We start from the raw sequence: 21,545 nt of genomic DNA on the forward strand, positions 1-21,545 counted from the left end.
TCATCTCTTACGGCACCCAACTTTCTGTTGCGGCCTGTCTGTCAGGCCCTTAGTTGTAGCAACAGCAAGTATAACATAGGAAAGGGCGCGCGACAGCCTTTTTCCGTTCCGCTCAGGGCAGCACGAGTTCCGCGGAACTTCCGCCCTCAGGCTGCTTCCGGATTCGAATCTGGCGCTCAATCTTTTCCTTGAGCTCCGGGACGTGGGAAATCACACCGACCAGCCGCGCATCGGCCGCGAGCTCCAGAAGTGCCTGCAGTGCATTCCAGAGCGCCCCCTCATCCAGGGTTCCGAAGCCCTCGTCGATGAACATTGCGTCGAGGCGGATGCCGCCGGCCTCCTCCTGCACCGTGTCCGAGAGGCCGAGCGCCAGCGCCAGCGAAGCCTGAAACGACTCACCGCCGGAGAGACTCTTCACGCTGCGCTGACCGCCGTTGTAGTGATCGATTACATCGAGCGAGAGCCCCGACTGCGATCTCTTGTTCTCGGCCTCTTTGCTCCGCACGAGCTCATAGCGCCCCTCGGTCATCTCCATGAGGCGGATATTGGCGCGCACAATGATGCGCTCAAAGTAGTCGAGCTGCACATAGGTTTCGAGCATCAGCTTCTCCTGTCCCGAGAGCTGTCCGCTCGCCGTGTCGGCGAGACTTTTCGCCGCCCGGAAGTGCTGCAACGCCTCTGCCTGCTCTGCCGCAAGTTTTTGCCAGCTAAGAAAAGCCTCCCGGTTTCGCGAGAGGGAAGCACTGCTCTGTTCCGCGCGCTTTCGCAGCGCGTCACGCGCTGCCTCTGCCTCGCGAAGCCGCGCCGTCAAAGCAGCCGGGTCGGCGGGGTTCGAGTCCTCGTGCTCCGACGCGAGCGCCTTTTGCTCGCCCTCGAAGCGGCCGAGCCGCTGCACGGTCTCCGAAATCGCCGCGAGCAGCGCCTGTTCTTCTCTCTCCGCCGTCTCTTTTTCTTTCTCGAGCGCCCGAATCTCGCGCTGCAAATCGGCAGCCTCTCCGGCCGGAAGCTGTTTTTTCCCGGCTTCTTCGGCCGCGCGAAGCCCCTCGAGCTTTTGCCGCGCCGCACTCAGCCCCTCCTGCGCACTGCCCCGCGCCGTCTCAAGCGCCGCGCGCTTTGCTTCGAGCGCCGGAAGTTCCTCGCTGAGACGCTGATACTCCTTGGCCGCCGCTTTGCACTGCGCCGACGCAACAAGGCTCTCCGCAATCTGTGCCTGCAATATCGTCTCTTCGGCCTTTGCGCTGCGGTCCAAGTCCTGAAAGGCAACCCCCGGAAACAGCTCTTCCGCCCGCTCGGTGAGTTTCCTTTCCTGCCCCTCCATTCGCTCCTGACTTGCGCTGTGGCGCTTTGCCGCCTGCTCGGCCGCCTGCTGACAATCTTTCTGTGCGGTCTCCAGCGCCCGGAGCGCTGCCTCGCTCGGCGTTCCGGCGGCTCTCGCCGCAATCTTCGGATGGCTTAGGCTACCGCAGACCGGGCAGGGTTCGCCTGCCCTCAGCTGTTCCGCGAGAATCCCTGCCTGCCCCGCAAGAAAATGCCGATAGGCTGTCGTATAGTCCGCATTCGCCTGCTCGTAGGCCGCATAGCTCTCTTTGTAGTTTTTCAGATCTCTCTGCCGCTCGAAGTAAATCCGCTTGTAGTCTTCAATCTGCTGCCGCACAAGGGCAAGCAGCTTCTGCCGCGCCGCCAGCGACTCTGCCTTGGCCTCTGCCCGCGCGAGGTTTTCTCCGGCGCCGCTAAGCTCCCGGTGCTTTTCCCGCGCTGCGCTAAGCGCCTGCTCCGCCGTCGTAACGTCTGTCTCCGCGTGCCGAAGGGTCTGTTCCGCCGCCTTCACTTCCCGTTCGCCGCGCTTCCGTGCTTCCGTCAGCGCAGCGACCTCCTCATACTTCGGCAAAAGCTCCCGGTAGGCCGGCAGTTTATCCCAGCGCGGCTTTTTATCGGCAATGTCCGCGGAAAGAGTCGCTTCTCTCTGTCGCTGCGCTGCGAGCTTCTGCTGTTCGGCCAGAACCTCTCGCTCCTTCTCCTGTCTGCGTCTTTTCCGCTCTGCGGCCTCCTCCGCCCGCGCGAGTTCCGCCGCAAGCATTGTGATTTCTTTATCCTTCTCCGCCCGCACTACGACAGCCTTTTCCCGCTCCCGCTCTTCTTCCGCGAGCAGCTCCGGCAGCTGCGAGAGCAGTTCTTCCGCCGGCTTCTCTCCGCGGAGCACCGCTTCGCGCAGGGCTTCCGCCTCGCCCTCCAGCCTGAGCTGCTCTGCGCAGCTCTCTATCTTCTGCGCAAGCCGGTCACAAATCCGCTCACAGTCTGCGCTTCGTTGTTTCAGCCTGTCCTGCAGAGCCGCAAAGCGCTCCGTATGAAAAATACGGCGGAAAATCTTTTGTCTCTCCTCCGTGCTCGCAAGCAGCAGCTTTAAGAAGTCTCCCTGCGAGATCATTGCAGTCTGCAAAAACTGCTCGCGGTTTAAGCCGAGTATGTCCTCGAGCGCTTCATTGACCTCTTTGACTTTGGTCCTGACGCTTCCGTCCGGCAGCCGGAGTTCCGCCTCCGGGAGCTGCTGGGTCTCTCCCTTGCCGCGGCGCGCCGGGCGCAGGTAGCTCGGCGTGCGCCGCACCTCGTAGATTGCGCCCTTATCCTCAAAGCGGAACAAAACCTCTGTCTTCTGTTCCGGTGTGGCGTACTTTGAGCGGAGCATCTCGGGCTTTCGCACCGCGCCGCTCCCCTCGCCGTAAAGCGCAAAGCTGATTGCGTCAAAGAGCGTTGTCTTGCCCGCGCCCGTGTCGCCGGTAATCAGATACAGTCCGGCGCCGCCGAAGCGCGCAAAATCAATTGTCGTCTCGCCCGCATAGGGGCCGAACGCGTTCATCGTGAGAAGCAACGGTCTCATGCGTCCACCTCCCGCTCCGCAAGTGCCTGCGCGAGCATCTTCTGTTCAAGCGGGTTCATCTCCCGCCCGTTCTGTCCCCGAAAGAAGTCCGCGAACAGTTCCTCCGGCGTTCTCGACTCTACACGGCTCTGTTGCCCGAGCGCCATCCGGGCTCTGGTTCGCCGGTTATCATAGGCGAGCTCCATCAGATTGTGATAAATAGTTCTGAGGCGCTGCAGGGCCCCCGGCACATCGCTCTCATCGGTCAGTGTGATGCGGTAATAGTCCTCGAGGTTAAGCGGCGCATAAAAAGACCGCGCCGTGAGTTCTTCATAGCTTCCGCGGAGGCAGCGGAGTTCGTGAAGGGGCGTGAGCGGCAGCTCCTCAACCTTGAATGCTGCCATCCCGTCCGCCTGTTGTTCGCCGAGCGTCACAAGGCTTATGCTCTTTTCCTGCTCTGACTCGGAAAAAGAGTATTTGAGCGGCGAGCCCGAGTAGCGAATTCGCTCGCTCCCCGTGCTCTGCGGCCTGTGGATATGTCCGAGCGCCACATAGTCAAAGCCTTCAAAAACTGACGCGTCCACATTGTCGAGGCCGCCGACCACCGTCTCCTCCGAGTCGGAGCGCAGTGCGCCCGTCACAAATTGGTGCGCGAGCAGCACTTTTCTGTGCGTCGGGTCCGCGGTACGGCGCGTCGCCTCCAAGACTGTCCGGACGGCATCGGTATAACTCTCGATTGCGGCATCCGGAAAGAAGCTCCGCACAGTCGCAGGCTTCAAAAAGGGAAGCAGATAAAAATCCACTGCGCCAAAACTGTCTTCGAGCGTCACATAGCGCACAATGCCGTCAAAGACCGGGGACACATAAATCCGCGCTTTCCGAAAGAGGCCGCTACCGTAGGCTGTGCGCTCCGGCGAGTCGTGATTGCCGTAAATCGCAAGCACCGGGCAGTGTTCCGCCGCGAGCCCTTCCAGGAATAAATTCAAGAGCTGTACGCTCTCGGCACTCGGCATCGTCTTATCGTACAAATCGCCGGACAGCAATACAGCATCCGGCCTCTCCCGCCGGACGGCCTCAAGAATCTTCTCCAAAATATCGGCCTGGTCCTCGCGCAGGGAATACTCGTGCAGCCGCTTTCCGAGATGCAAATCCGAGAGATGAAAAAATCGCATACTGTCTCCTCCACAAAAAAACCGGGTCGGGGCTACATACCGCGCTCCGACCCGGCTTCTCAACTTTTATCACTCGCAGGAGAGTTCTCCCGTCTCCTCGATCTCGTCAATCAGCGCGACCCGCTCTGCGTGACGACCGCCCTGGAACTTCGCATCGAGCCAGCTGTCCACAATCATCTTTGCGAGGTCTTCGCCGACCACGCGCGCGCCGAAGGCAATCATATTCGCGTTGTTGTGCTCCCGCGCCATCTTTGCGCTGTAGGGCTCCGAGCAGACCGCCGCGCGTATGCCCTTTACCTTATTCGCCGCGAGGCTGATGCCGATGCCCGTGCCGCAAATCAGCACGCCGCCGTCCGCCTCACCGCTTGCGACCATCTTGGCCGCGCGATAACCGGCGAGCGGGTACTGGTAGCGCTCCTTCGTGTCCGTGCCGATGTTCACGACTTCGATGCCGCGCTCTTTTAAATGTTCGAGAATCGCAAACTTTAAATCGACCGCCGCGTGGTCGTTCGCAATCACTAATTTCATTCCTGTGCCTCCCGTGCGAGGAGAGCCTCTCTCTCCTTCTCGTAGCCCGGCTTGCCGAGCAGTGCGAACATGTTGCGCTTGTAGCTCTCGACACCCGGCTGATCAAAGGGGTTCACGCCGAGCAGATAGCCGCTCACGCCGACCGCAAACTCAAAGAAGTAGAAGAGTGCGCCGAGCGAATACTCATCCTGTGCCGGGATATTAATCTGCATGACCGGAACGCCGCCGTCAATGTGCGCGAGCTTGGTGCCGCGCATCGCATTCTTGCACACAAAGTCCATGGTCTTACCCGCAAGGTAGTTGAGACCGTCCGGATCGCCCGCCTCTTCTTCGATCACAAGCTCGTTCTTCGGCTGCTCCACATTCAAAACCGTCTCCATCAGGATGCGTCTGCCGTCCTGAATGTACTGGCCCATCGAGTGGAGATCTGTCGTCAGGTTGACCGAGTGCGGCAAAATGCCCTTCTGATCCTTGCCTTCGCTCTCGCCGAAGAGTTGCTTCCACCACTCGGAAATCATCGCGAGGCTCGGCTCATAGTTTGCGAGCACCTCAACCTCCTTGCCCTTGCGGTTCAAGACGGTTCTCGCGACCGCATAGCGCATCGCATCGTTGTCCGCATACGCTTCGGTGAGCAGCGCCTGCCGCTCTGCCGCCGCGCCCTCCATCAGGCGGGAGATGTCGGCACCGGAGACGGCAATCGGCAGGAGACCCACCGCCGTCAGCACCGAGAAGCGTCCGCCCACATCGTCCGGAATCACGAAGCACTCATAGCCCTCGCGATCTGCGAGCTGCTTTAACGCACCGCGCTGCTTGTCCGTCGTCGCATAGATGCGGGACGCCGCGCCCGCCTTGCCGTACTTCTTCTCGAGCAAGGTCTTGAAGACACGGAAGCTGATTGCGGTTTCCGTCGTCGTGCCGGACTTCGAGATTACATTGACCGAGAAGTCGCGCTCGCCGATCACATCGATCAGCGCGTTCATATACTGTCCGCTCATGTTGTTGCCGACAAAATAAATCTCCGGCGTCTTCCGCTCGCCCTTCGGCAACTGGTTGTAAAACCCTTGGCGCAAAAACTCAATGGCCGCGCGCGCGCCGAGATAGGAGCCGCCGATGCCGGCGACTACCAGGACATCCGAATCTCCCTGAATCTTCGCCGCCGCCTTCTGAATACGCGCAAACTCTTCTCTGTCATAAGCTTCCGGCAAATCCACCCAGCCGTGGAAGTCGTTGCCCGCGCCCGTGTGCTCGACCAGCTCATCCTTTGCCGTCTCCGCAGCCTGCTCCATCTGGACCAGTTCCCGCTCACTCAGAAAAGAAAGTGCGCCCCGCAAATCAAATTGAATGCAGCCCATATTTTTTCCTCCTCACACCGCGCCCCGCGGCATTCTTTTTCGTTCCATTTTATCACAATTTTACAAGAAAAACGCAGTCGTTTGTAAAGCCCTGTGCCCCGTGTTACACTGTCCCCGAAACAACCGGAGCTTCACAGAAAAGGAGTCTTTTTATGTCCGTCGATGCAACTTCCGCCGCGGTTCGTCACCGCTTAAAGCAGCACCTCTTCCTGATCGGCTTCATGGGGAGCGGCAAGTCCACGGTCGCAAGCACACTCTCCGCAGCGCTCGGTCTCCCCGCGCTGGACAGCGATGCCTGCCTTGAACAAGAGCTCGGCTGCAGCATCGCCGACTTTTTTTCGCGCGAAGGCGAGCAAGCCTTCCGCGACCGGGAGACCGAATTTTTGCGAAACCTCCGCGGGCAGAGTCCCTGTCTGATTTCCTGCGGCGGCGGCATGGCGCTCCGCAGCGAAAACCGCGCGCTGATGCGCCTGCTGGGTCCCGTCATTTACCTCACGGCGACACCGGAGACCGTTTTTTCGCGCATCGGCACCGATACCGCGCGTCCGCTCTTAAAAGACAAGAAGACCCCTGCCGACATCGCCGCCATGATGCAGGCGCGTCTCCCGCTTTACGAGGACGCGGCCTCGCTGAAAATCGCGACCGATCACCTGAGCCCCGCGGAAATCACAAATGAGCTCATTCGTCTGCTGCAGCCGTTTTTGTCCGGAGACGAATCCCGTTGACCGTGACATCTTCGGAGACCGGAATCAGAAAATATTCCCGACCGTCGATCACCCGGGTGCTGAGGAGCTCGCTCGCATCGCTCTGCAGTTTTAATTGCAGCGAATCCGTCTCGACCGTGAGCGTCTTCGGCGCACTCAGATTTTCGACCAGCAGAGCTTCCTTGCTCTCCCCGAGCACCTCTTCGTAGACTTCATCGAGGCGCGAAAGCGCCTCTTCTTCCGCGCCGCACTCGTCGAGCAGGCGCTTGAATTCCCCCTTCGATAACACCGGCGGCTCCGTGACTTCACTGTCTCCGGCCTCTTCCGCAAAGCGGTTCACCGCCTCCTGCAGATTCTGCACCAGGGTAAAGTTGCAGTCTTCTCCGAGGCTGCGCTCGACAATCTCCCGGAAGGCATCCTTCTCCGCACTCTCGGCGCGAGGGAGTTCGGTTCCGAGCAACACATCCGCGAGCTCCTCATGGCGCGTCTTCTCGCTCCGCGCATACCAGAGCGCCGCGTGCAAATCCGTATTCCTCTCGTTGAAGGCCGGGTACAGGAGACCGATGTCCGGCTTTTTTACGCTCCAGTTCTCCATGCGGCTCAGGAAGGACTTTGCCTCGGCATCGTAACAGAGCCCCTCGCGGAGCAGTTCCACCGGGCAAATCGAGAGCTCGAGGAAGGGATACACATATTCCGAGCCGTCGCTTAACCCCACGCGATCCTTGGTTCGCCCCGGAATATCGTAGACACCGTGCACCAGGAGAATCAGGTAATTGCCGGTGAAGGCGTAATGCTGAATGATATCCTGAAAAAATTCCTGCAGAAGCGCCTCGTCCTTTAATTCGCTCTTTAAGAGCCGGTACAGCTTCTCCTGCGCGCCGCCCTCCTTCTCCGCCGCAAGCGGAAATTCGATATTAAAAAGCGTCCGTCCGATTCTGCCGGAGACCGCCTTTTTAAAGAGCTCGCAGTACTGAAACAGCTCCTCCTCCTCAAAGCTGTAGAACTGATCCTGCAAATCCGCTATAATCTGCTTTTCGCCGTTCACATAGCAGCCGCGCATGCGGTCAATACGGCAGTCGTTTTTATCGAATAGTTTTCTCACCTCGAGCACTGCTTTTCTGTCCATTCTTCTCCTCCTCAAAGTTCTCCGAGCCCGAAAGGCTGCTCTTCTTTTGCGTAGCGACATAAGTCATTCAACACACAGTGCCCGCAGTCCGGCTTCCGTGCCGTACATACCGCCCTGCCGTGGTCCACGAGGCGGTGGCAGAACTGGTTGCTCTCCTCCGGCGGCACCAATTCCCACAAGAGTTTTTCTACCTTTGCGGGTTCCTTCACCTGATCCACGAGCCCGATGCGATTTACGAGCCGTATGCAGTGGGTGTCGGTGACAATCGCCGGTTCCCCGAAGACATCTCCCATAATCAGATTGGCGCTCTTTCTGCCGACCCCCGGCAGCGCGAGCAATGCCTTAAAATCGCGCGGCACCTGATCCTGATACTCTTCATGCAGTACCGTCATACACTTTTTAATGTCCCGCGCCTTGGAATTGCCGAGCCCGCAGGGGCGCACGATTTCCTCTATATCCTCGACCGGCGCCTCCGATAGGGCCCGCACCGTCGGAAAGCGCTCATAAAGCCGCGGCGTCACCTGATCCACGCGGAGATCCGTGCACTGCGCCGCGAGCCGCACCGAAATCAGAAGCTGCCATGCATCTTCATAGGTCAAGGTACACTTTGTGTCCGGGTAAAGCGCTTTTAAGCGCTCTATGACTTCTTTTGTGAGTTCTCGACGCGCGTTCAAAGCTGTCTCCGCACCGCGCTTTCCCTTCTTGTTCTCTGTCTTTTTCTCTGTCCCCTGTTTCATTTCTCCCTGTCTTGCCTTTCTCTTCCTCTCGCTTCCCGGCTTTCTTTCGCCTTCTCTTTATGCTATCATACTTTCTACTTTCATTTTCAACGGAATAAGGAGGCGAAGCTGATGAACGGTGCAGAGGCAATGGTCAAATGCCTGACCGCGGAAGGCATCTCCCGCATTTTTGGTTATCCGGGTGTCGCAATTTCACCCTTTTTGGATGCCGTCTTTCAGGACGCATCGATTGAACATATTCTGGTACGCCAGGAGCAGGCCGCAGGCCACGCCGCGAGCGGCTATGCGCGCATCACCGGTCGCCCGGCGGTCTGCGTGAGCTCTTCCGGCCCGGGCGCGACCAATTTAATCACGGCTCTCGCGACCGCCTACGCGGATTCCATCCCGCTCATTGCCATCACGGGACAGGTCAACTCCTCTCTCCTCGGACGCGATGTGTTTCAGGAGGCCGATATGCGCGGCGCGACCGAGTCTTTTGTCAAATACTCCTATCTCGTCAAAAATGCCGACGAGATTCCGCGCGTCTTCAAAGAGGCCTTCTACATCGCGAATTCCGGCCGCAAGGGGCCCGTGCTCATTGATATTCCGATTGATGTCCAGATGCAGACGCTGAAAAAACCTTTCGCCTATCCCGAACAGCTCACGATGCGCGGCTATAAGCCGAACGTCAAAGGCAACAGCCTCCAGCTGTCCCGCGTGATTGCCGCGATTCAGAAGGCGAAAAAACCGCTGGTCTGCGCGGGCGGCGGCGTGATTCTCGGCCAGGGCGAAGCGGGACTCCGCGCCTTCTGCGAAAAGTACCGGATTCCGCTCGTCCACACGATGATGGGCATAGGCGTACTGCCGAAAAATCACCCGCTCTACTTCGGCATGCTCGGCAACAACGGAAAACCGTATGCAAACCGCGCCGTTGCCGCGAGCGACCTCCTGATTATCGTCGGCGCGCGCATCGCGGACCGCGCTGTCCCAAAGCCTGAAAATCTGGAGCAACGCGTCAACATCATCCACATTGACATTGACACCGCGGAAATCGGCAAGAACTTAGGTCCCACGATTCCGCTGGTCGGCGATGCGAAGATTGTTTTTGCAGCCCTCGCCGAGGCGCCCATCACGATTGATACGAGCGAGTGGCTCCGGGAACTCGAGGAAAAGAAGCACAGCACCGTGGATCTGCGCCGCTTCAGTGACAAACTAGTAAACCCGGTGGAACTCGTGAAACTGCTCTCCGAAAAAATGGAGGACGATGCGATCTATGTGGCGGATGTCGGTCAGAATCAGCTCTGGTCTGCCGACAACTATGTGATGAAGCGCGGTCGCTTCCTGACGAGCGGCGGCATGGGCACCATGGGCTATTCGATTCCGGCGGCCATCGGTGCAAAGTTTGCCGCACCGGAGCGCCAGGTCGTCGCGGTCTGCGGTGACGGCTCCTTCCAGATGTCCCTCTATGAGCTCGGCACCATCGCCGTCCAAAAACTCCCGGTCAAAATTCTGATCATGAAGAACCGCTTCCTCGGACTGGTCCGCGAATATCAAGCGAAAACCTACAGCCGCCGCTATGAGGCAGTCGAGCTCTTTGACTACCCCCGCTATTCGCATATCGCCGCTGCCTATGATATGGCCTACTTCCACTGTGACAACAACGCTGCGCTCGGAGAATCGCTGGATGCCTTCCTCGCCTGCGAGACAGCCGCACTCATGGTCTGCGATGTGGACAGCGAGAACAATACCCAGTGAGGAGGAGCCCTATGAAAGGAATTTTTTCTGTGCTGGTCGAGAACCGCGACGGCGTGCTCTCGCAGATTGCGGGTCTCTTTGCGCGCCGCGGCTTCAACATTGACAGCCTCGCGGTCGGCGAGACCGAACAGCACGATGTATCCAGTATGACCATTGTCTCGAGCGGCGACAGCCGGACCCTCGACCAGGTCGAAAAGCACCTGAACAAAAAGATCGATGTGATCAAAGTGCGGCGGCTCGAAGAGAGCAGCTCCATCTTAAAAGAGATGATGCTAATCAAGGTCGCGCACTCCGTGACCACGCGCGCCTCCCTCATAGAGCTCTGCTCCGTGACCGACGCGAAAGTGGTCCACTTCTCACAGAAGACCATGGTCATTCAGCTGACCGCCGAGCCCGAGGCCATTCTGAATTTCATTGAACTCGTGCGAAATTACGGCATTCTCGAGATTCAACGCACCGGCAGTATCTGCGTGAGCAAGGACTGAAGAATATACAAGGCTTTTCTCTGCTTACATCTTCCTTGAAACAGTATGTTTGGAGGAAAAAGTCATGAAGCATGTAATCTGTCTTTCTTGTAACGGGCTTTTTATGAAATGCAGGAAAACGGTGCCGCTAACTCTTTTCGTCCGCTTGGCCGAAGAAAAAAGGAGCTGTGAAGAAACATTCTTCACAGCTCCTTTTTCTGTCTCAGACTTGGCCGCTGCGCTTCGGCACCTTGGGCAGGTTCCAGTCATAGTGCACGGCAATGCAACGCACCAGAATCACGCAGAGACTGCCGATCAGCGCAGCCTTGTTTTCCGAGCCGAGCATCCGCCAGGCGAGAACCGTCAGAATGGCTCCCGGCACCGAGGCCATCGCATAAATATTTTTCCAGAATATCTCGGGCATCTGGTTTGCGAAGATATCGCGAATCGCACCGCCGCCGACTCCCGTCACCGTTCCGAGGAAGGTGCAGAGAAACAGTCGGTTCATGCCGATGTTAATGCCGGCAAAGACACCGTCCACCGTGAAGGCCGCAAGGCCCAGGGTGTCACACCAGAAAAGCAACGCATTCAGCGCCTTCTTCGAGCCCGGCAGACGGCGATTCGTATAGAGATACAGAAAAACGATGTTCGCCGTAATCACCGCAATCAACACATAAATCGGATTCACAAACATGACCGGCGGCTCTTTGCCGATCACAATGTCGCGCGTCATACCGCCGCCGCAGGCCGTGATGACCGCGAGAATGTTGACGCCGAAAATGTCCATGTCCCGCTTCACGCCGACCAGCGCGCCGGAAATCGCAAACGCAATGGTACCGAGTAAATCCATAAAACCGATGACTGAGAATACCATTATTTTACCCCGCGGCTAAAGCCCTCACCGTGAACCTCCGAAATACGTCCTACAATCAGGAAGCAGGCCGGATCAATCTCGTGCGCAATGCGAATAATCTGCGGCAACTCGCGGTTGTAGATGACCGAGAGCACCACCTGGGTGGGCCGCTTCGTGTATCCGCGGTCCGCATGCAGCATGGTCACGCCGCGTCCCATCTCCTTGAGTATGGCGTTCTTCACTTCCTCCGGCTTCTCACTGATAATCTTGACTTCGGTGCGTGTGGTTCCGATCAGCGTCATCTTATCGATCGAGATGGAAGTCACAATGACACAAATCAGACCGAAGAGCACGCGCTCCCAGGAGAAGAGAAGTCCCTGCGAGAGCAGCGTAATCATATCCGTGATGATGAAGCCGGCGCCGAGCGGCAGGCTCAAATACTTCTTTGCCATAATCGGAATTACATCCATACCGCCGGTCGAAGAGCCCGCGCGGAGCACAATGCTGAGCGTAAGTCCGGTTCCGAGTCCCGCAAAAATCGCATTCAGCATGAGATCCTGGGTGAGCACCACACCTTTCAGCGCGTGACTCCAGAACTCCAGCGCAATCGGGCTGATGAAGGAGCTTAGAATGGTCGACATGCCGAAGCCCTTGCCGATGAAGATGAAGCCGAGCAACAAAGTAAATATGTTCAGTGCGAGCAGGAGCGGCGGCACCGGAAGTCCCGTAATCTTGTGTAACACGAGGGAAATACCCGTGGTTCCGCTGGTGAGGAGATCCATGGGCAAAATAAAAAGCTGTACGACAAGCGCATAGCCTACATTGCCTACAATGATTTGCAGGAGACCGATTAATTTCTCCTTATATTCCATTCCCCCCAGCATTTTCCGCAATTTTTCCATAAAAAACCGTCCTGTTCTTCATTTTTCGTGCTTCTTTATTATAACGCTTTGTCCAAAAGAGACAAGCGCGAAAAAAAGCACCCCATTTTCCGAACAGTTTAACAGAACTGTTCGGAAAATGGGGTGTCTTTTCGCTGTGATACGTCATTTATCTTTCTGATATCACTCGGCACCGGGCGGTGTGAGACTCTCGTTCGCATCGCCGCTGCCCTTCGGCGAGACATAGTGCACGCCGCTGTCTTGCGCCGTATTGCCCGCGGCGGCTGTCGACGTGCCGTTCGAAATGCTCTCGCCGCTACGGCCGAGCAGTGCGTTGACGAGTTCCGGAAGCAGGCCCTGATTCTGTTGCCAGATTTTCTCAATCTGGTTCTCCGGAACCGGCGAGACACCGAGTCCCACCTCGAGGGTGATGTTCGGAATGCCTTTCTCCCAGTCGAGCCAGTCCTTAAAGCCTGCGCCGTAGCGGGAGCCGTCCGCAGCCGGATCCACCAGCGCATAGCCGGTGCGGCGCGCCGCAATCACCGCCATCGCCTTGTCCTTGGCCTGCACCTCCTTGGAGGCATGCATCTGCGACCAGTAGATAATCTGTCCCTGCGCGTGGTAATTGATGACCTCGCTGAACTTCTGCTCGTTCACGAGCTTTATGATTGCCTGGGTCTCCGGCTCCGAAGCGGCCGACGGTCCCTTGTAGAACTCCGAGGACGCCTTGCCGCGGTTATCGTTTAGCTGTGCCCAACCCTTGGTCGGGAAATTGTGATTCAGGTCGACGCCGTTCACATTGTTCTTCCACTTGTTCAAATACCAGTTGTACTTGTCCTTGTTCTCCAGGAGACCCCAGTCCGCCCAGCTCTCAATGACACGCTGTACGGTCTGCTTGGAATTTGCATTGTTCAGGCCGTCCAATGCGCGCTGGGAAATCTGCACGCCGTCCGGGTTCGCCATCGGCACAAACTGGATGCAGACATCGTTCAGCGCAGTCTCTCCACTCGCCTTCCGATCCAGCATCTCCCGCACCTGCCGCATCACGAGCGGCGTCGTGATATACTCGCGCGCATGGATTGCCGCGAGCACCAGCACCTTCTTCTCCGCGTTCGGATTGCCGATCACAATGCGGTAGATGTTTCTGCCGTCTACCGTTTTTCCGATTGAATCCGTCGTGACACCCTCATACTTTGATTTGAGGAGCTGCATATCCGCCTCCAGACGCTGGTAGGTATACATCTCCTGCCCCGCAAAGTAGAAGTCGGTCTGCGCCGTCGCTGCCTCCGCCGTATTATTCGCCGCGCTGCCGCTCGTCTGCGCTGCACTCTTTTTCACAACACCGGCCATCGCGGGCTGTGCCATTCCTGCCGCCATGCAAACCGAGAGCGCTGCCGCCCACAGTCGCATCCGCTGTTCTCTCTTCATCTCTACCTCCGTCATCAAAGCGCATCGCTGCGCGAATTTGCAAACTATCTTGATTATACGACAGGGAGGCGTTACAAAATACCGACGATTTTGTTAAGAATCTTAGTTTTATTCCGCATCCGCGAAGCGGAAATTCTCCTTGCCCGCGCCCTGCTCAAAGAAATACTTGATAATACCGCGGTCCACATCCGAAAAAGCGCCCGCCTTATAACTGACTTGCACCACAGCATCCTTGCCTGTAATCATAAAGGCCTGCTTGTTCATCGCCGTCGGCGCGAGCAGTGCGGCCTCTACGCCGCGCGAAAACCACTCCGGTTCGCTGCCCTCATAGCGGCTCACGCGCATCGCGTCCTTGGAGCGGTGCGGCTTTCCTTCCTCTTTGCCGTAGCCGAACGCAATCACGCCGTAGAGCTCGCCGCCGGCCTCTCCCTCCACCTTCTTCATGCTGTAGGTGCCGCCGATCCACCAGGTGTTAATACCCTCCTGCTGTGCCAGCAGCAAAAGGTTCGCACCGCAGTAGCCGACCCGCTCGGCCGCCTTGCTGCCGTGGGGTCCGGCGAGCAGAATAAAGTTCTCGACACCGCTCGAGAAAAACAGCGTCATACCCGGCCAGAGCTGCAGCTCTTCGTTGGCATGCAGGCTAAGCTTCAGACCGAATTCCGCATTCAGCGCCCGGATACGCTCTTGCAGTGCTTCCAGCGCTTCCTCTTCAACCGCCTCATCCGTAAACTGCCGCACTGTGTGCCGCTCTTCGATTGCTTCCCAAATCGTCATATCGCATTTCCTCAAATTTCGCTTTGACACCGGTTCATCGTATTGCTTGATAAGCTTCCGTAGAGTTCTTCCCGTCTGTCCTCAAAACTCGGGAGCTTTTCGCGCACCTCGCGAAGCCGCTCGCTGTCCAAGTAGACCGGAAATACCGTCTCTCCCTCACCCGCGCTCGCCGTCACAACGCCCATCGGGTCTATGGCTGCGCTCTCTCCCATGCGGATTTTACTGTACTGATTTGCCGCGAGCAGATAGCAGGTATTCTCAACGGCGCGCGCCTTGAGCAGCGTGCGGAAGTGTTCGCTCTTTAAGTCGCCCTTGACCCAGGCCGAGGGCATCAGCAGGATTTCGGCGCCGCCGGCCCGCGCGACCCGCGCGACTTCCGGGAAACGGAGCTCATAGCAGACAAAGAGTCCCAGCTTCCCGAAGGGACTGTCAATCGGACGGAACAGCTGCTCGCCGCGCAGATAGTCATCCGACTCCCGGTACCCGAAGGCGTCATAGAGATGCGTCTTCCGGTAATGACCGCGAATCTCTCCCCTGTCATCCAGAATCAGCGCGCTGTTATAGCTGCGGTTTTCGCTGTCCGCCGTCTCTGCGCGCTCGTAGAAGCCAAAGACTGTCCAGATTGAAAACCGGGCGGCGAGTTCCCGCACGGCGCTGACAAAAGGCCCGTCCAATGCTTCCGCTGTCTCCGCGCGCAGCTCCCGCGTCATCCCGCGTGAAAACTCCGCCATGCAGGTCTCCGGGAACAGAATCAGCTCCGCCCGGAAGCGTTCCTGCGCCTCCCGCATCATCGCTTCCATTTTTTTAACATTATCGGTCACCTGTTCGGCCACCGTCATCTGGGCAATCGCAAAGGTGTGCCGCATTGTTAAAAACGCTCCACGAGATCCGCAATCGGCTTTCTCTTCTCATGCAGATGCGCCGGATGTGCCTCCGCCGCCTTTTCTCCGATCGGGAAGAGCGCAATCAGTTCGTACGGCGCCATCACAGGGAAGAGCTCTTTCGCGCGCGGTGCGTCAAAATACCCTACCCAGGTCGTGCCGAGTCCCTCCGCCTCGATGGCAAGCATGATATGCGTCGCCACAATGCTCGCGTCAACCGTTGCAAAGTTCGTTTGATCAAACTCGCGCACCCAGGCCTCGCCCGGAACAGCCGCCACCATCAAAAAGCAGTCGGCCCCGAAAATGCAGGGGGTTATCTCATGTACCTTCTCCACCGCCTCCGGACTCTCGAGCAGAAATACGCGGAACGGCTGCTCATTGTGTGCGGTCGGCGCAATGCGCGCTGCCTCCAGAATGCGCTCCAGTTTCTCCGCCGCCACCGGTGCCCCCGTCAGTTTTCTGCAGGAATAGCGTTCGCGCGCAAATTCCAAAAAATTCATCTTATCCATCGTGAATCTTCTCCTTCCTCAGGAAGCCTTCTTCTTCCGGTTCCAGAACAGCGGAAATCCCGCACCGAGTGCGCGGAACTTCTTGCCGCTTTTCCGCTCGATCCACGCCGCAAACCCGGCCGCATCCGCCGGTTGCAACGCTCCCATGTCGACAACGACCGCGGTCTGCGGGTTGCGGAACAGGTAAAAGCGCTGTGCGTCCTTTGCGAGGCGCAGAAGCTCCTCGTATCTCCAGGATCCGCTGTCCTCAATTTGAATTTCTTCCTCCGCAAAGCGGTAAATGACATGCCCCTCGGCATCGCCGCGCTGTTTTAAGACGGCGTCCGCCCGTGCCTTTGCGACGGTATTCCAGCCAAGCAGCAGCCAGACCCCGAGTGCAATACAGAGCACCCGCTGCGGTGTCCCGAACACAGGGCTGAACCCGAAGGCAGTCAGCACCGCCCCCATCGCAACCCGGCTCCAGATGCGCAATTTTTCAAATAAAAGGAACTGTGCGCGAAATAAGCCCCGCACAGCCTCCTCCGTAAACACGGTCTCCGTCTCGTAGCGCACACCGCGCTCTCTCTGTTCGTCCATCGTATTTTTCCTCTTGTTGTTATGCTGCTCTTATTTTGCTACGGTTCTCCGCAAAATTCCATGAATTTTTGATGAATTCCCCGTCAAAGCTCCTCGCCATAACAAAAGGCATAATTGACAAAAAAACGGACGCCGGACGCAAGGGCGCTTTCCTCGATTTGAAACCGCGGGCTGTGATTCGGATAGCGCTTTTCTGCGTCCTCACTCCCGCCGCCGAGTGCCAGAAAACACTTCGGATTCTCATATTTTGCGAAGTCCTCGCCGCTCATGCGGACACCGCCCGACCGCAATCGATCGCCAAAGATAGAGGCCGTCGCACGGCGCGCGGTCTCGGTGCAGGCTGCATCGTTGATGAGCGGCGGCGGTCCCGGCTCATAACGGACGCTGATCTCTGTCCCCGTGCTCTCGCCGATGCCGCGCGCAATCCGCTGTAAAAGTGCCGGGAAGCGCTCTCTGACCTCTGTGTCAAAGCTGCGGCCGGTTCCGAGCAGCACCGCCCGATCCGGAATCACATTGGCGCTCTGTCCCGCCTGAAACGAAGTTACGCCGAGCAACGCCGCGGTCTGCGGGTCGAATTCCCGCGCGAGCGCACGCTGCAGTTCCTCCACGAACAGGCACCCCGCCGGAATCGGATCGATTGCGCGCTGCGGCGCCGCGCCGTGTCCGCCTCTGCCGCGAATCTCTACTCGGAAAGTATCCGAAGCCGCCATCACGGGACCGCTCTCAAGGGTCGCCGTTCCGGCTTCCATGTCTCCCCAGATATGGAGACCGATCAGCCGGTCGCAGCGGCGCACCAGCGGGTGGTCCTTCATCCGCTCCGCGCCGCTGTTCCGGATTTCTTCCTCCGCCGGCTGAAAAATGAAGAGAATATCGACCGGAAGTTCCTCCCGCAGCTCCGTGAGCACACGCGCCGCCACTAGGAGCATCGCGAGATGGCTGTCGTGCCCGCAGGCATGCATCACCCCCGGCACTTCCGAGGCAAACGGCAGGCCGGTCTCTTCCTGTACCGGCAGCGCGTCCATATCGGCCCGCATGCCGAGCAAGGCCCCCTTGCTCTTTCCGCCGCGAAGATACGACAGAACTCCCGTACCGACCGCGCGCTCCGCCGTGAGGCCGAGTGCCTGCAGATAGGTCATGATTTTTTCCTGGGTACCTGACTCCTTCCAGGAGATTTCCGGATGCGCGTGGAATTCCCGCCGCAGCGCCGTGAGTTCGTCTCTGTGTTGCGCCACCCGCGCAGCAATTTCTTCTTCCCGCTTTGTCATGCCGCCTTCCTTTCCTTTCCCCGCAGCATACGGATACCTATGCCCGTGACCACAATCTCTGCCGCCGGCATCGCAATCCAGACGCCGGTCATGCCAAAGAGTGCGGAGAAGAGCAACAAGAACGGCAGCACCAGGACAATTCCGCGGAGCAGCGATAAAACCTGCGCCTGCTTGTCCCGCGCCGTCGACACGAAGTACATAATGGTCAATAAGTTAAACCCGAGAAACACACAACTCGTAAAGTAAAGGCGGAAGCCCTCCACGGCGAGCCGCTGCATCTCCGCATTGTTCTCGTGATTAAAGAGCGCCGTAATCTGTGCGGGGAAGCCCATCATTGCGACATAGAAGACAGCCGAGGCAAGTCCGACCGCAATCAAGGCGTCGCGATAGGTGAGATGCAACTTTTCTGTGTCGTGCGACGCGAAAAAGCGCCCGAATAGCGGCTGGGATCCCTGTGCAATGCCGTTGTAAACCGCAATCACAACGAGGATGATGTTTGCCAGGACGCCGTAGGCCGCAACCCCGGCATTGCCCGCGAGGCGCAGAATGATGATATTGAAGACAATCATCACGATGCCGGTCGTAATCTCACTGATCAGCGAGGAAACGCCGAGCGAAAGCATGCGCCGCAGTTCTTCGAAACGATAGCCCCGCTTGACCGGATAGAAACTGCTCTTTTTCCGGATCAGATGCAACGAGAGCACCAGAATACCCATGACAGGCGAAAAGACCGTCGCGAGCACCGCGCCGAAAATACCGAGTCCCATCGGAAAAATAAAAATATAGTCAAAAATCGTATTAAAGACACTGCCCGCAATCATGCCGAGCATCGCAAGTTTGGGACCTCCGTCGTTCTTGACAAAAGCCGAAAAAATCGAATTCGAGATAAACGCCGGGGCAAAGAGCAGCACCATGCGGAGATAAATCTTTGTCATCTCATAGGTCTCCGCCTTCGCGCCGAGAAGCACGGTCAGAGGATCCACAAAGAAAAGACCGAGCAGAGAAAAACAGAGTCCGGCCAGTACACCGGAAATCGCCGCTGTCGTATAAATCCGTCTGGAGCGCTCGGCGTCTCCGACCGTGCGGGATATAATGAAGCGCGCCGCGCCGCCGATGCCGATCATCAGGCCGACGCTGTTGATAAAATTATAAATCGGTATGGCCAGGTTGAGCGCGGCAAGGCCGTTGGCGCCAAGTCCTTTGGCAACAAAATAGGTATCTGCCAGAATATAAATCGACTGTCCTATCATGGCGAGCATACTTGACAAAACGTACTCCAGAAATTCCCTTTCGCGACTCATACTTCCCCCAGTTTACTTATGTTCTTTATCGTTATACTAAAAGAACCGACGCGCAAAAGTCAAGAGGCGGAACCCCCGAAAGAGTTCCGCCTCTTGTTGCCTTTCACCGTGCTCACGCCAGCGTGAGCAGCAGCGCCATCTTAAACTGTCCGTTTGCCTTTACGCTGTGCCGTCCGCCCTTTGCCATGCGGAACTGGTCACCCGCCTTCAGGCTGTGCGGCGTGCCCTCATAGACAATCTCACCTTCGCCCTCCAGCGCAAAAATCAGCGCATCTCCGGGCGCGCTGTGCTCCGAGAGCCCCGTGCCCGCATCAAACGCCATGACGACAAACTTCATGTTCGGATTGGATGCGACATCCATATTGACGACGCTCCCCTTTTCATAGGAAAGCAAATCGCTGAGCCGAAATACCTCACCTGCCTTGACCTGTTCGTTCATAGTAATATCCTTTCCCGGAATCACTTCCGTATAAATGAATCCCTCTTCCGTTCGCACGCCGCAGAGCGTATTTTTTCTGACCAGCATCGCAGTCCCCGCTGTGAGTGTGCGAAGTCTCTCCTTCTCCTCCACCGCGTTGCGAAGCCGGAATTCGCCGCTCCCGAAGTTGCCGAGATAGAGCACATCCTCCGGATAGCGCTCCGCGCTGATATCCGTGTTTCGGCCGAGTGAAAAATACGTCACACCGACGCTGCCGCTCTCCGTTTCCCGCGTGGAAATCGTGAGTCCCGCCTTCGGCGCGTGATCCTCTGAAAGCGAAAACTTTCTCTCCATAAGTCTCCTCCTTTCGTCAACTATTATCGCAGATACCCGACCCTTTCGCAAGGAGATTTCGCTGCGCTCATTCATTTGCCCCGTCCCGGCGCTCTTGTCTTTTCTCGCCGTTTCCAGTATAGTTTTACCAGACTATTTGCTCGGAGGTACTATGAAAATTCAAAATTCCCGGAAAAGTGATGTGCTTCTGCTCATCACCTATTTTGTCTTCTACACCCTGGTGCTCTCACTCCTTCTCGCCTTCGCCGCCGCACATATCCCGCTCTTTCGAAATGGCGTGGTTTACTACGGCGCTTACGGCGCAGGTACACTGCTCACCTTCCTGATTTTCTTTTGGCAGAAAAAGAAAGTGCTCCGCGAAGACTTTGAAAAATTCCGCGCGCATTTCGGCAAGAGCTGCCGCGTGGTGTTTCTCGCGCTGTTCATCATCTATCTCTGCAATATTCTGATTAATCTCCTGTTGCAGCATTTCCATATCAGCAACCAGAATCAGAACGTGCTCGGCGGTCTGGCGGCCGGCGGTTATCTCTGGCTCCTGATTTTGCTCGCCGTTGTATTCGCACCGGTCGTCGAGGAACTGGTTTTCCGGAATATCATTTTTAACCGTCTCTATCCAAAGAACCATCTGCTCGCCTACCTTGTCTCGATGGTCACCTTCTCGCTGCTCCACGGCGCGGCGGCCCTGACGAGCGGAAAGCCGCGGGATATGCTTGCCACACTTATCTATCTGCCGCTCGCCTTTTTCCTCTGCCGGCTCTATGAGACGCGGAAAAATATCATTTTTCCGATTGCGCTCCACTTCGTCAACAATCTGCTCGCGGTCCTTCTTCTTCTGTTACTGCAAGCAGTCAAAGGAGCCTGAGCCATGAAAAAAGCCTTTCCGGTCATGAAAACCTGCCCGCTCTTTGCCGGCATCGCAGAGAGCGACTATGAGAACCTGCTCGCTGCACTCTCCGCCAAAGAAGACTTCTTTCCGAAGAACGAAACGGTGATTCAGATCGGAGATTCCGGCAAACGCGCCGGACTGGTGCTCTCTGGCGTTCTTGAAGTTTCCTTTTACGATGAAAATGCCACTCTGGTCAGTGTGACTCGGATTGAACCCGGTAATGTCTTTGGCGCCATGATGCTCTGCGCCAAGGTCACCGACAGTCCCATTCATCTCCGTGCGGTCTCCGACTGTACCCTGCTCTTTCTGGACTTCTCGCGCCTCTTGCAGAATGCCGCGCGCCAGAGCGCCGCGGAGACACAACTCGCCGCAAACCTGCTCGGCTATTTTGCCAGACGCTCTTTTCTGCTCACACAGAAAATTCGCATTCTCGGGCAAAAAAAACTGCGCGACAAATTAAAGCTCTACTTCACGACCCTGCCCAAGCAGAAAAACGGCATCCGGAAACTCCCGCTCTCTAAAACCGAGCTCGCGAGCTTTCTCTACGCGGACCGCAGCGCGCTCTCCAGAGAGCTGTCCCGCATGCAGGAAGAGGGCATCATCGCAATGGATGGCAAGGAGATTGTCATTCTGGATCCGGATTTCCTCGACTGAATCCGGCTTTTCTTCTCCGTACAGCTTGCAAAAAAGCGGTTCCGGCGCCTGCCTCACGCAGCGCCGGAACCGCTTTTTCTTTCCGCATACATCA

The 21,545-nt window shown here is 57.4% G+C and carries 21 protein-coding genes; 5 read left to right on the plus strand and 16 right to left on the minus strand.

Going from position 1 to position 21,545, the window contains the following annotated elements; all coding sequences use genetic code 11:
* Nucleotides 1-112: 112 nt before the first annotated feature.
* From HMPREF9623_RS12005 to HMPREF9623_RS05520, 4 genes are all read right to left on the minus strand, one after another.
* The gene (locus tag HMPREF9623_RS12005) at nt 113-2,875 is read right to left on the minus strand and encodes an AAA family ATPase (RefSeq protein ID WP_009532913.1); all 2,763 of its coding nucleotides are present in this window, start codon (nt 2,873-2,875) and stop codon (nt 113-115) included.
* Complete coding sequence (locus tag HMPREF9623_RS05510; protein WP_009532914.1) at nt 2,872-4,026, minus strand: exonuclease SbcCD subunit D; 1,155 nt, start codon at nt 4,024-4,026, stop codon at nt 2,872-2,874. Before HMPREF9623_RS05510 ends, HMPREF9623_RS12005 begins: the two co-directional genes overlap by 4 nt.
* Nucleotides 4,027-4,095: 69 nt before the next feature.
* Complete coding sequence (gene rpiB / locus HMPREF9623_RS05515; RefSeq protein WP_009532915.1) at nt 4,096-4,554, minus strand: ribose 5-phosphate isomerase B; 459 nt, start codon at nt 4,552-4,554, stop codon at nt 4,096-4,098.
* A complete protein-coding gene (locus HMPREF9623_RS05520) occupies nt 4,551-5,906 on the minus strand; it encodes a glucose-6-phosphate isomerase (RefSeq protein ID WP_009532916.1) in 1,356 nt (451 codons plus the stop codon). Before HMPREF9623_RS05520 ends, rpiB begins: the two co-directional genes overlap by 4 nt.
* Before the next feature lie 152 nt (nt 5,907-6,058).
* Between HMPREF9623_RS05520 and HMPREF9623_RS05525 the strand changes: the two genes are divergently transcribed.
* A complete protein-coding gene (locus tag HMPREF9623_RS05525) occupies nt 6,059-6,631 on the plus strand; it encodes a shikimate kinase (RefSeq protein ID WP_009532917.1) in 573 nt (190 codons plus the stop codon).
* Here HMPREF9623_RS05525 and HMPREF9623_RS05530 read toward each other — a convergent pair.
* Nucleotides 6,585-7,736, minus strand: coding sequence for a DUF4317 domain-containing protein (locus tag HMPREF9623_RS05530; protein ID WP_009532918.1), 1,152 nt, complete (start codon nt 7,734-7,736; stop codon nt 6,585-6,587). The two genes, HMPREF9623_RS05525 and HMPREF9623_RS05530, sit on opposite strands and share 47 nt — an antisense overlap.
* Nucleotides 7,737-7,747: 11 nt before the next feature.
* Nucleotides 7,748-8,473: an endonuclease III domain-containing protein gene (locus tag HMPREF9623_RS05535; RefSeq protein WP_009532919.1), complete on the minus strand. Its 726-nt coding sequence runs from the start codon at nt 8,471-8,473 to the stop codon at nt 7,748-7,750.
* Between the two features lie 111 nt (nt 8,474-8,584).
* Here HMPREF9623_RS05535 and ilvB point away from each other — a divergent pair, with 111 nt between their 5' ends.
* Together ilvB and ilvN are read left to right on the plus strand one after the other, a co-directional pair.
* The gene (gene ilvB / locus HMPREF9623_RS05540; RefSeq protein WP_009532920.1) at nt 8,585-10,207 is read left to right on the plus strand and encodes a biosynthetic-type acetolactate synthase large subunit; all 1,623 of its coding nucleotides are present in this window, start codon (nt 8,585-8,587) and stop codon (nt 10,205-10,207) included.
* Between the two features lie 11 nt (nt 10,208-10,218).
* Nucleotides 10,219-10,692 (plus strand): acetolactate synthase small subunit, encoded by a 474-nt coding sequence (ilvN, locus tag HMPREF9623_RS05545; RefSeq protein WP_009532921.1) that lies wholly within the window; start codon nt 10,219-10,221, stop codon nt 10,690-10,692.
* 202 nt (nt 10,693-10,894) lie between these two features.
* On the opposite strand, the gene HMPREF9623_RS05550 is transcribed toward ilvN, so the two are convergent.
* The 10 genes from HMPREF9623_RS05550 to HMPREF9623_RS05595 form a co-directional block, all read right to left on the minus strand.
* Complete coding sequence (locus HMPREF9623_RS05550; protein WP_009532922.1) at nt 10,895-11,545, minus strand: trimeric intracellular cation channel family protein; 651 nt, start codon at nt 11,543-11,545, stop codon at nt 10,895-10,897.
* The gene (locus tag HMPREF9623_RS05555) at nt 11,545-12,426 is read right to left on the minus strand and encodes a YitT family protein (protein WP_009532923.1); all 882 of its coding nucleotides are present in this window, start codon (nt 12,424-12,426) and stop codon (nt 11,545-11,547) included. The genes HMPREF9623_RS05550 and HMPREF9623_RS05555 overlap by 1 nt, the downstream gene beginning before the upstream one ends.
* Before the next feature lie 162 nt (nt 12,427-12,588).
* Nucleotides 12,589-13,833 carry a M14 family zinc carboxypeptidase gene (locus tag HMPREF9623_RS05560; RefSeq protein WP_009532924.1) on the minus strand — a complete coding sequence of 415 codons (1,245 nt, stop codon included), beginning with the start codon at nt 13,831-13,833 and terminating at the stop codon, nt 12,589-12,591.
* A 108-nt stretch (nt 13,834-13,941) separates the two neighbouring features.
* Nucleotides 13,942-14,607, minus strand: a complete 666-nt coding sequence (locus tag HMPREF9623_RS05565; protein WP_009532925.1) for a nitroreductase family protein — start codon at nt 14,605-14,607, stop codon at nt 13,942-13,944.
* 11 nt (nt 14,608-14,618) lie between these two features.
* On the minus strand, nt 14,619-15,473 hold the full coding sequence (locus tag HMPREF9623_RS05570) for a carbon-nitrogen hydrolase family protein (RefSeq protein WP_009532926.1): 855 nt from the start codon (nt 15,471-15,473) through the stop codon (nt 14,619-14,621).
* Nucleotides 15,474-15,475: 2 nt separating this feature from the next.
* Complete coding sequence (locus tag HMPREF9623_RS05575; protein ID WP_009532927.1) at nt 15,476-15,997, minus strand: nitroreductase family protein; 522 nt, start codon at nt 15,995-15,997, stop codon at nt 15,476-15,478.
* A gap of 18 nt (nt 15,998-16,015) precedes the next feature.
* Nucleotides 16,016-16,573 (minus strand): YcxB family protein, encoded by a 558-nt coding sequence (locus HMPREF9623_RS05580; protein ID WP_009532928.1) that lies wholly within the window; start codon nt 16,571-16,573, stop codon nt 16,016-16,018.
* Nucleotides 16,574-16,656: 83 nt separating this feature from the next.
* On the minus strand, nt 16,657-17,838 hold the full coding sequence (locus tag HMPREF9623_RS05585; protein WP_009532929.1) for a M20 metallopeptidase family protein: 1,182 nt from the start codon (nt 17,836-17,838) through the stop codon (nt 16,657-16,659).
* Nucleotides 17,835-19,139, minus strand: a complete 1,305-nt coding sequence (locus HMPREF9623_RS05590) for an MATE family efflux transporter (RefSeq protein ID WP_009532930.1) — start codon at nt 19,137-19,139, stop codon at nt 17,835-17,837. Before HMPREF9623_RS05590 ends, HMPREF9623_RS05585 begins: the two co-directional genes overlap by 4 nt.
* Before the next feature lie 112 nt (nt 19,140-19,251).
* Nucleotides 19,252-19,911 carry a cupin domain-containing protein gene (locus HMPREF9623_RS05595; RefSeq protein WP_009532931.1) on the minus strand — a complete coding sequence of 220 codons (660 nt, stop codon included), beginning with the start codon at nt 19,909-19,911 and terminating at the stop codon, nt 19,252-19,254.
* 151 nt (nt 19,912-20,062) lie between these two features.
* On the opposite strand from HMPREF9623_RS05595, the gene HMPREF9623_RS05600 reads away from it, so the two are divergent.
* Both HMPREF9623_RS05600 and HMPREF9623_RS05605 read left to right on the plus strand, forming a co-directional pair.
* The gene (locus HMPREF9623_RS05600) at nt 20,063-20,773 is read left to right on the plus strand and encodes a CPBP family intramembrane glutamic endopeptidase (protein ID WP_009532932.1); all 711 of its coding nucleotides are present in this window, start codon (nt 20,063-20,065) and stop codon (nt 20,771-20,773) included.
* A 3-nt stretch (nt 20,774-20,776) separates the two neighbouring features.
* Nucleotides 20,777-21,451, plus strand: coding sequence for a Crp/Fnr family transcriptional regulator (locus HMPREF9623_RS05605; protein ID WP_009532933.1), 675 nt, complete (start codon nt 20,777-20,779; stop codon nt 21,449-21,451).
* Nucleotides 21,452-21,545: the final 94 nt, after the last annotated feature.

Origin of the sequence: Stomatobaculum longum (assembly GCA_000242235.1) — a bacterium.
Taxonomy (GTDB): Bacteria; Bacillota; Clostridia; order Lachnospirales; family Lachnospiraceae; genus Moryella; species Moryella longum.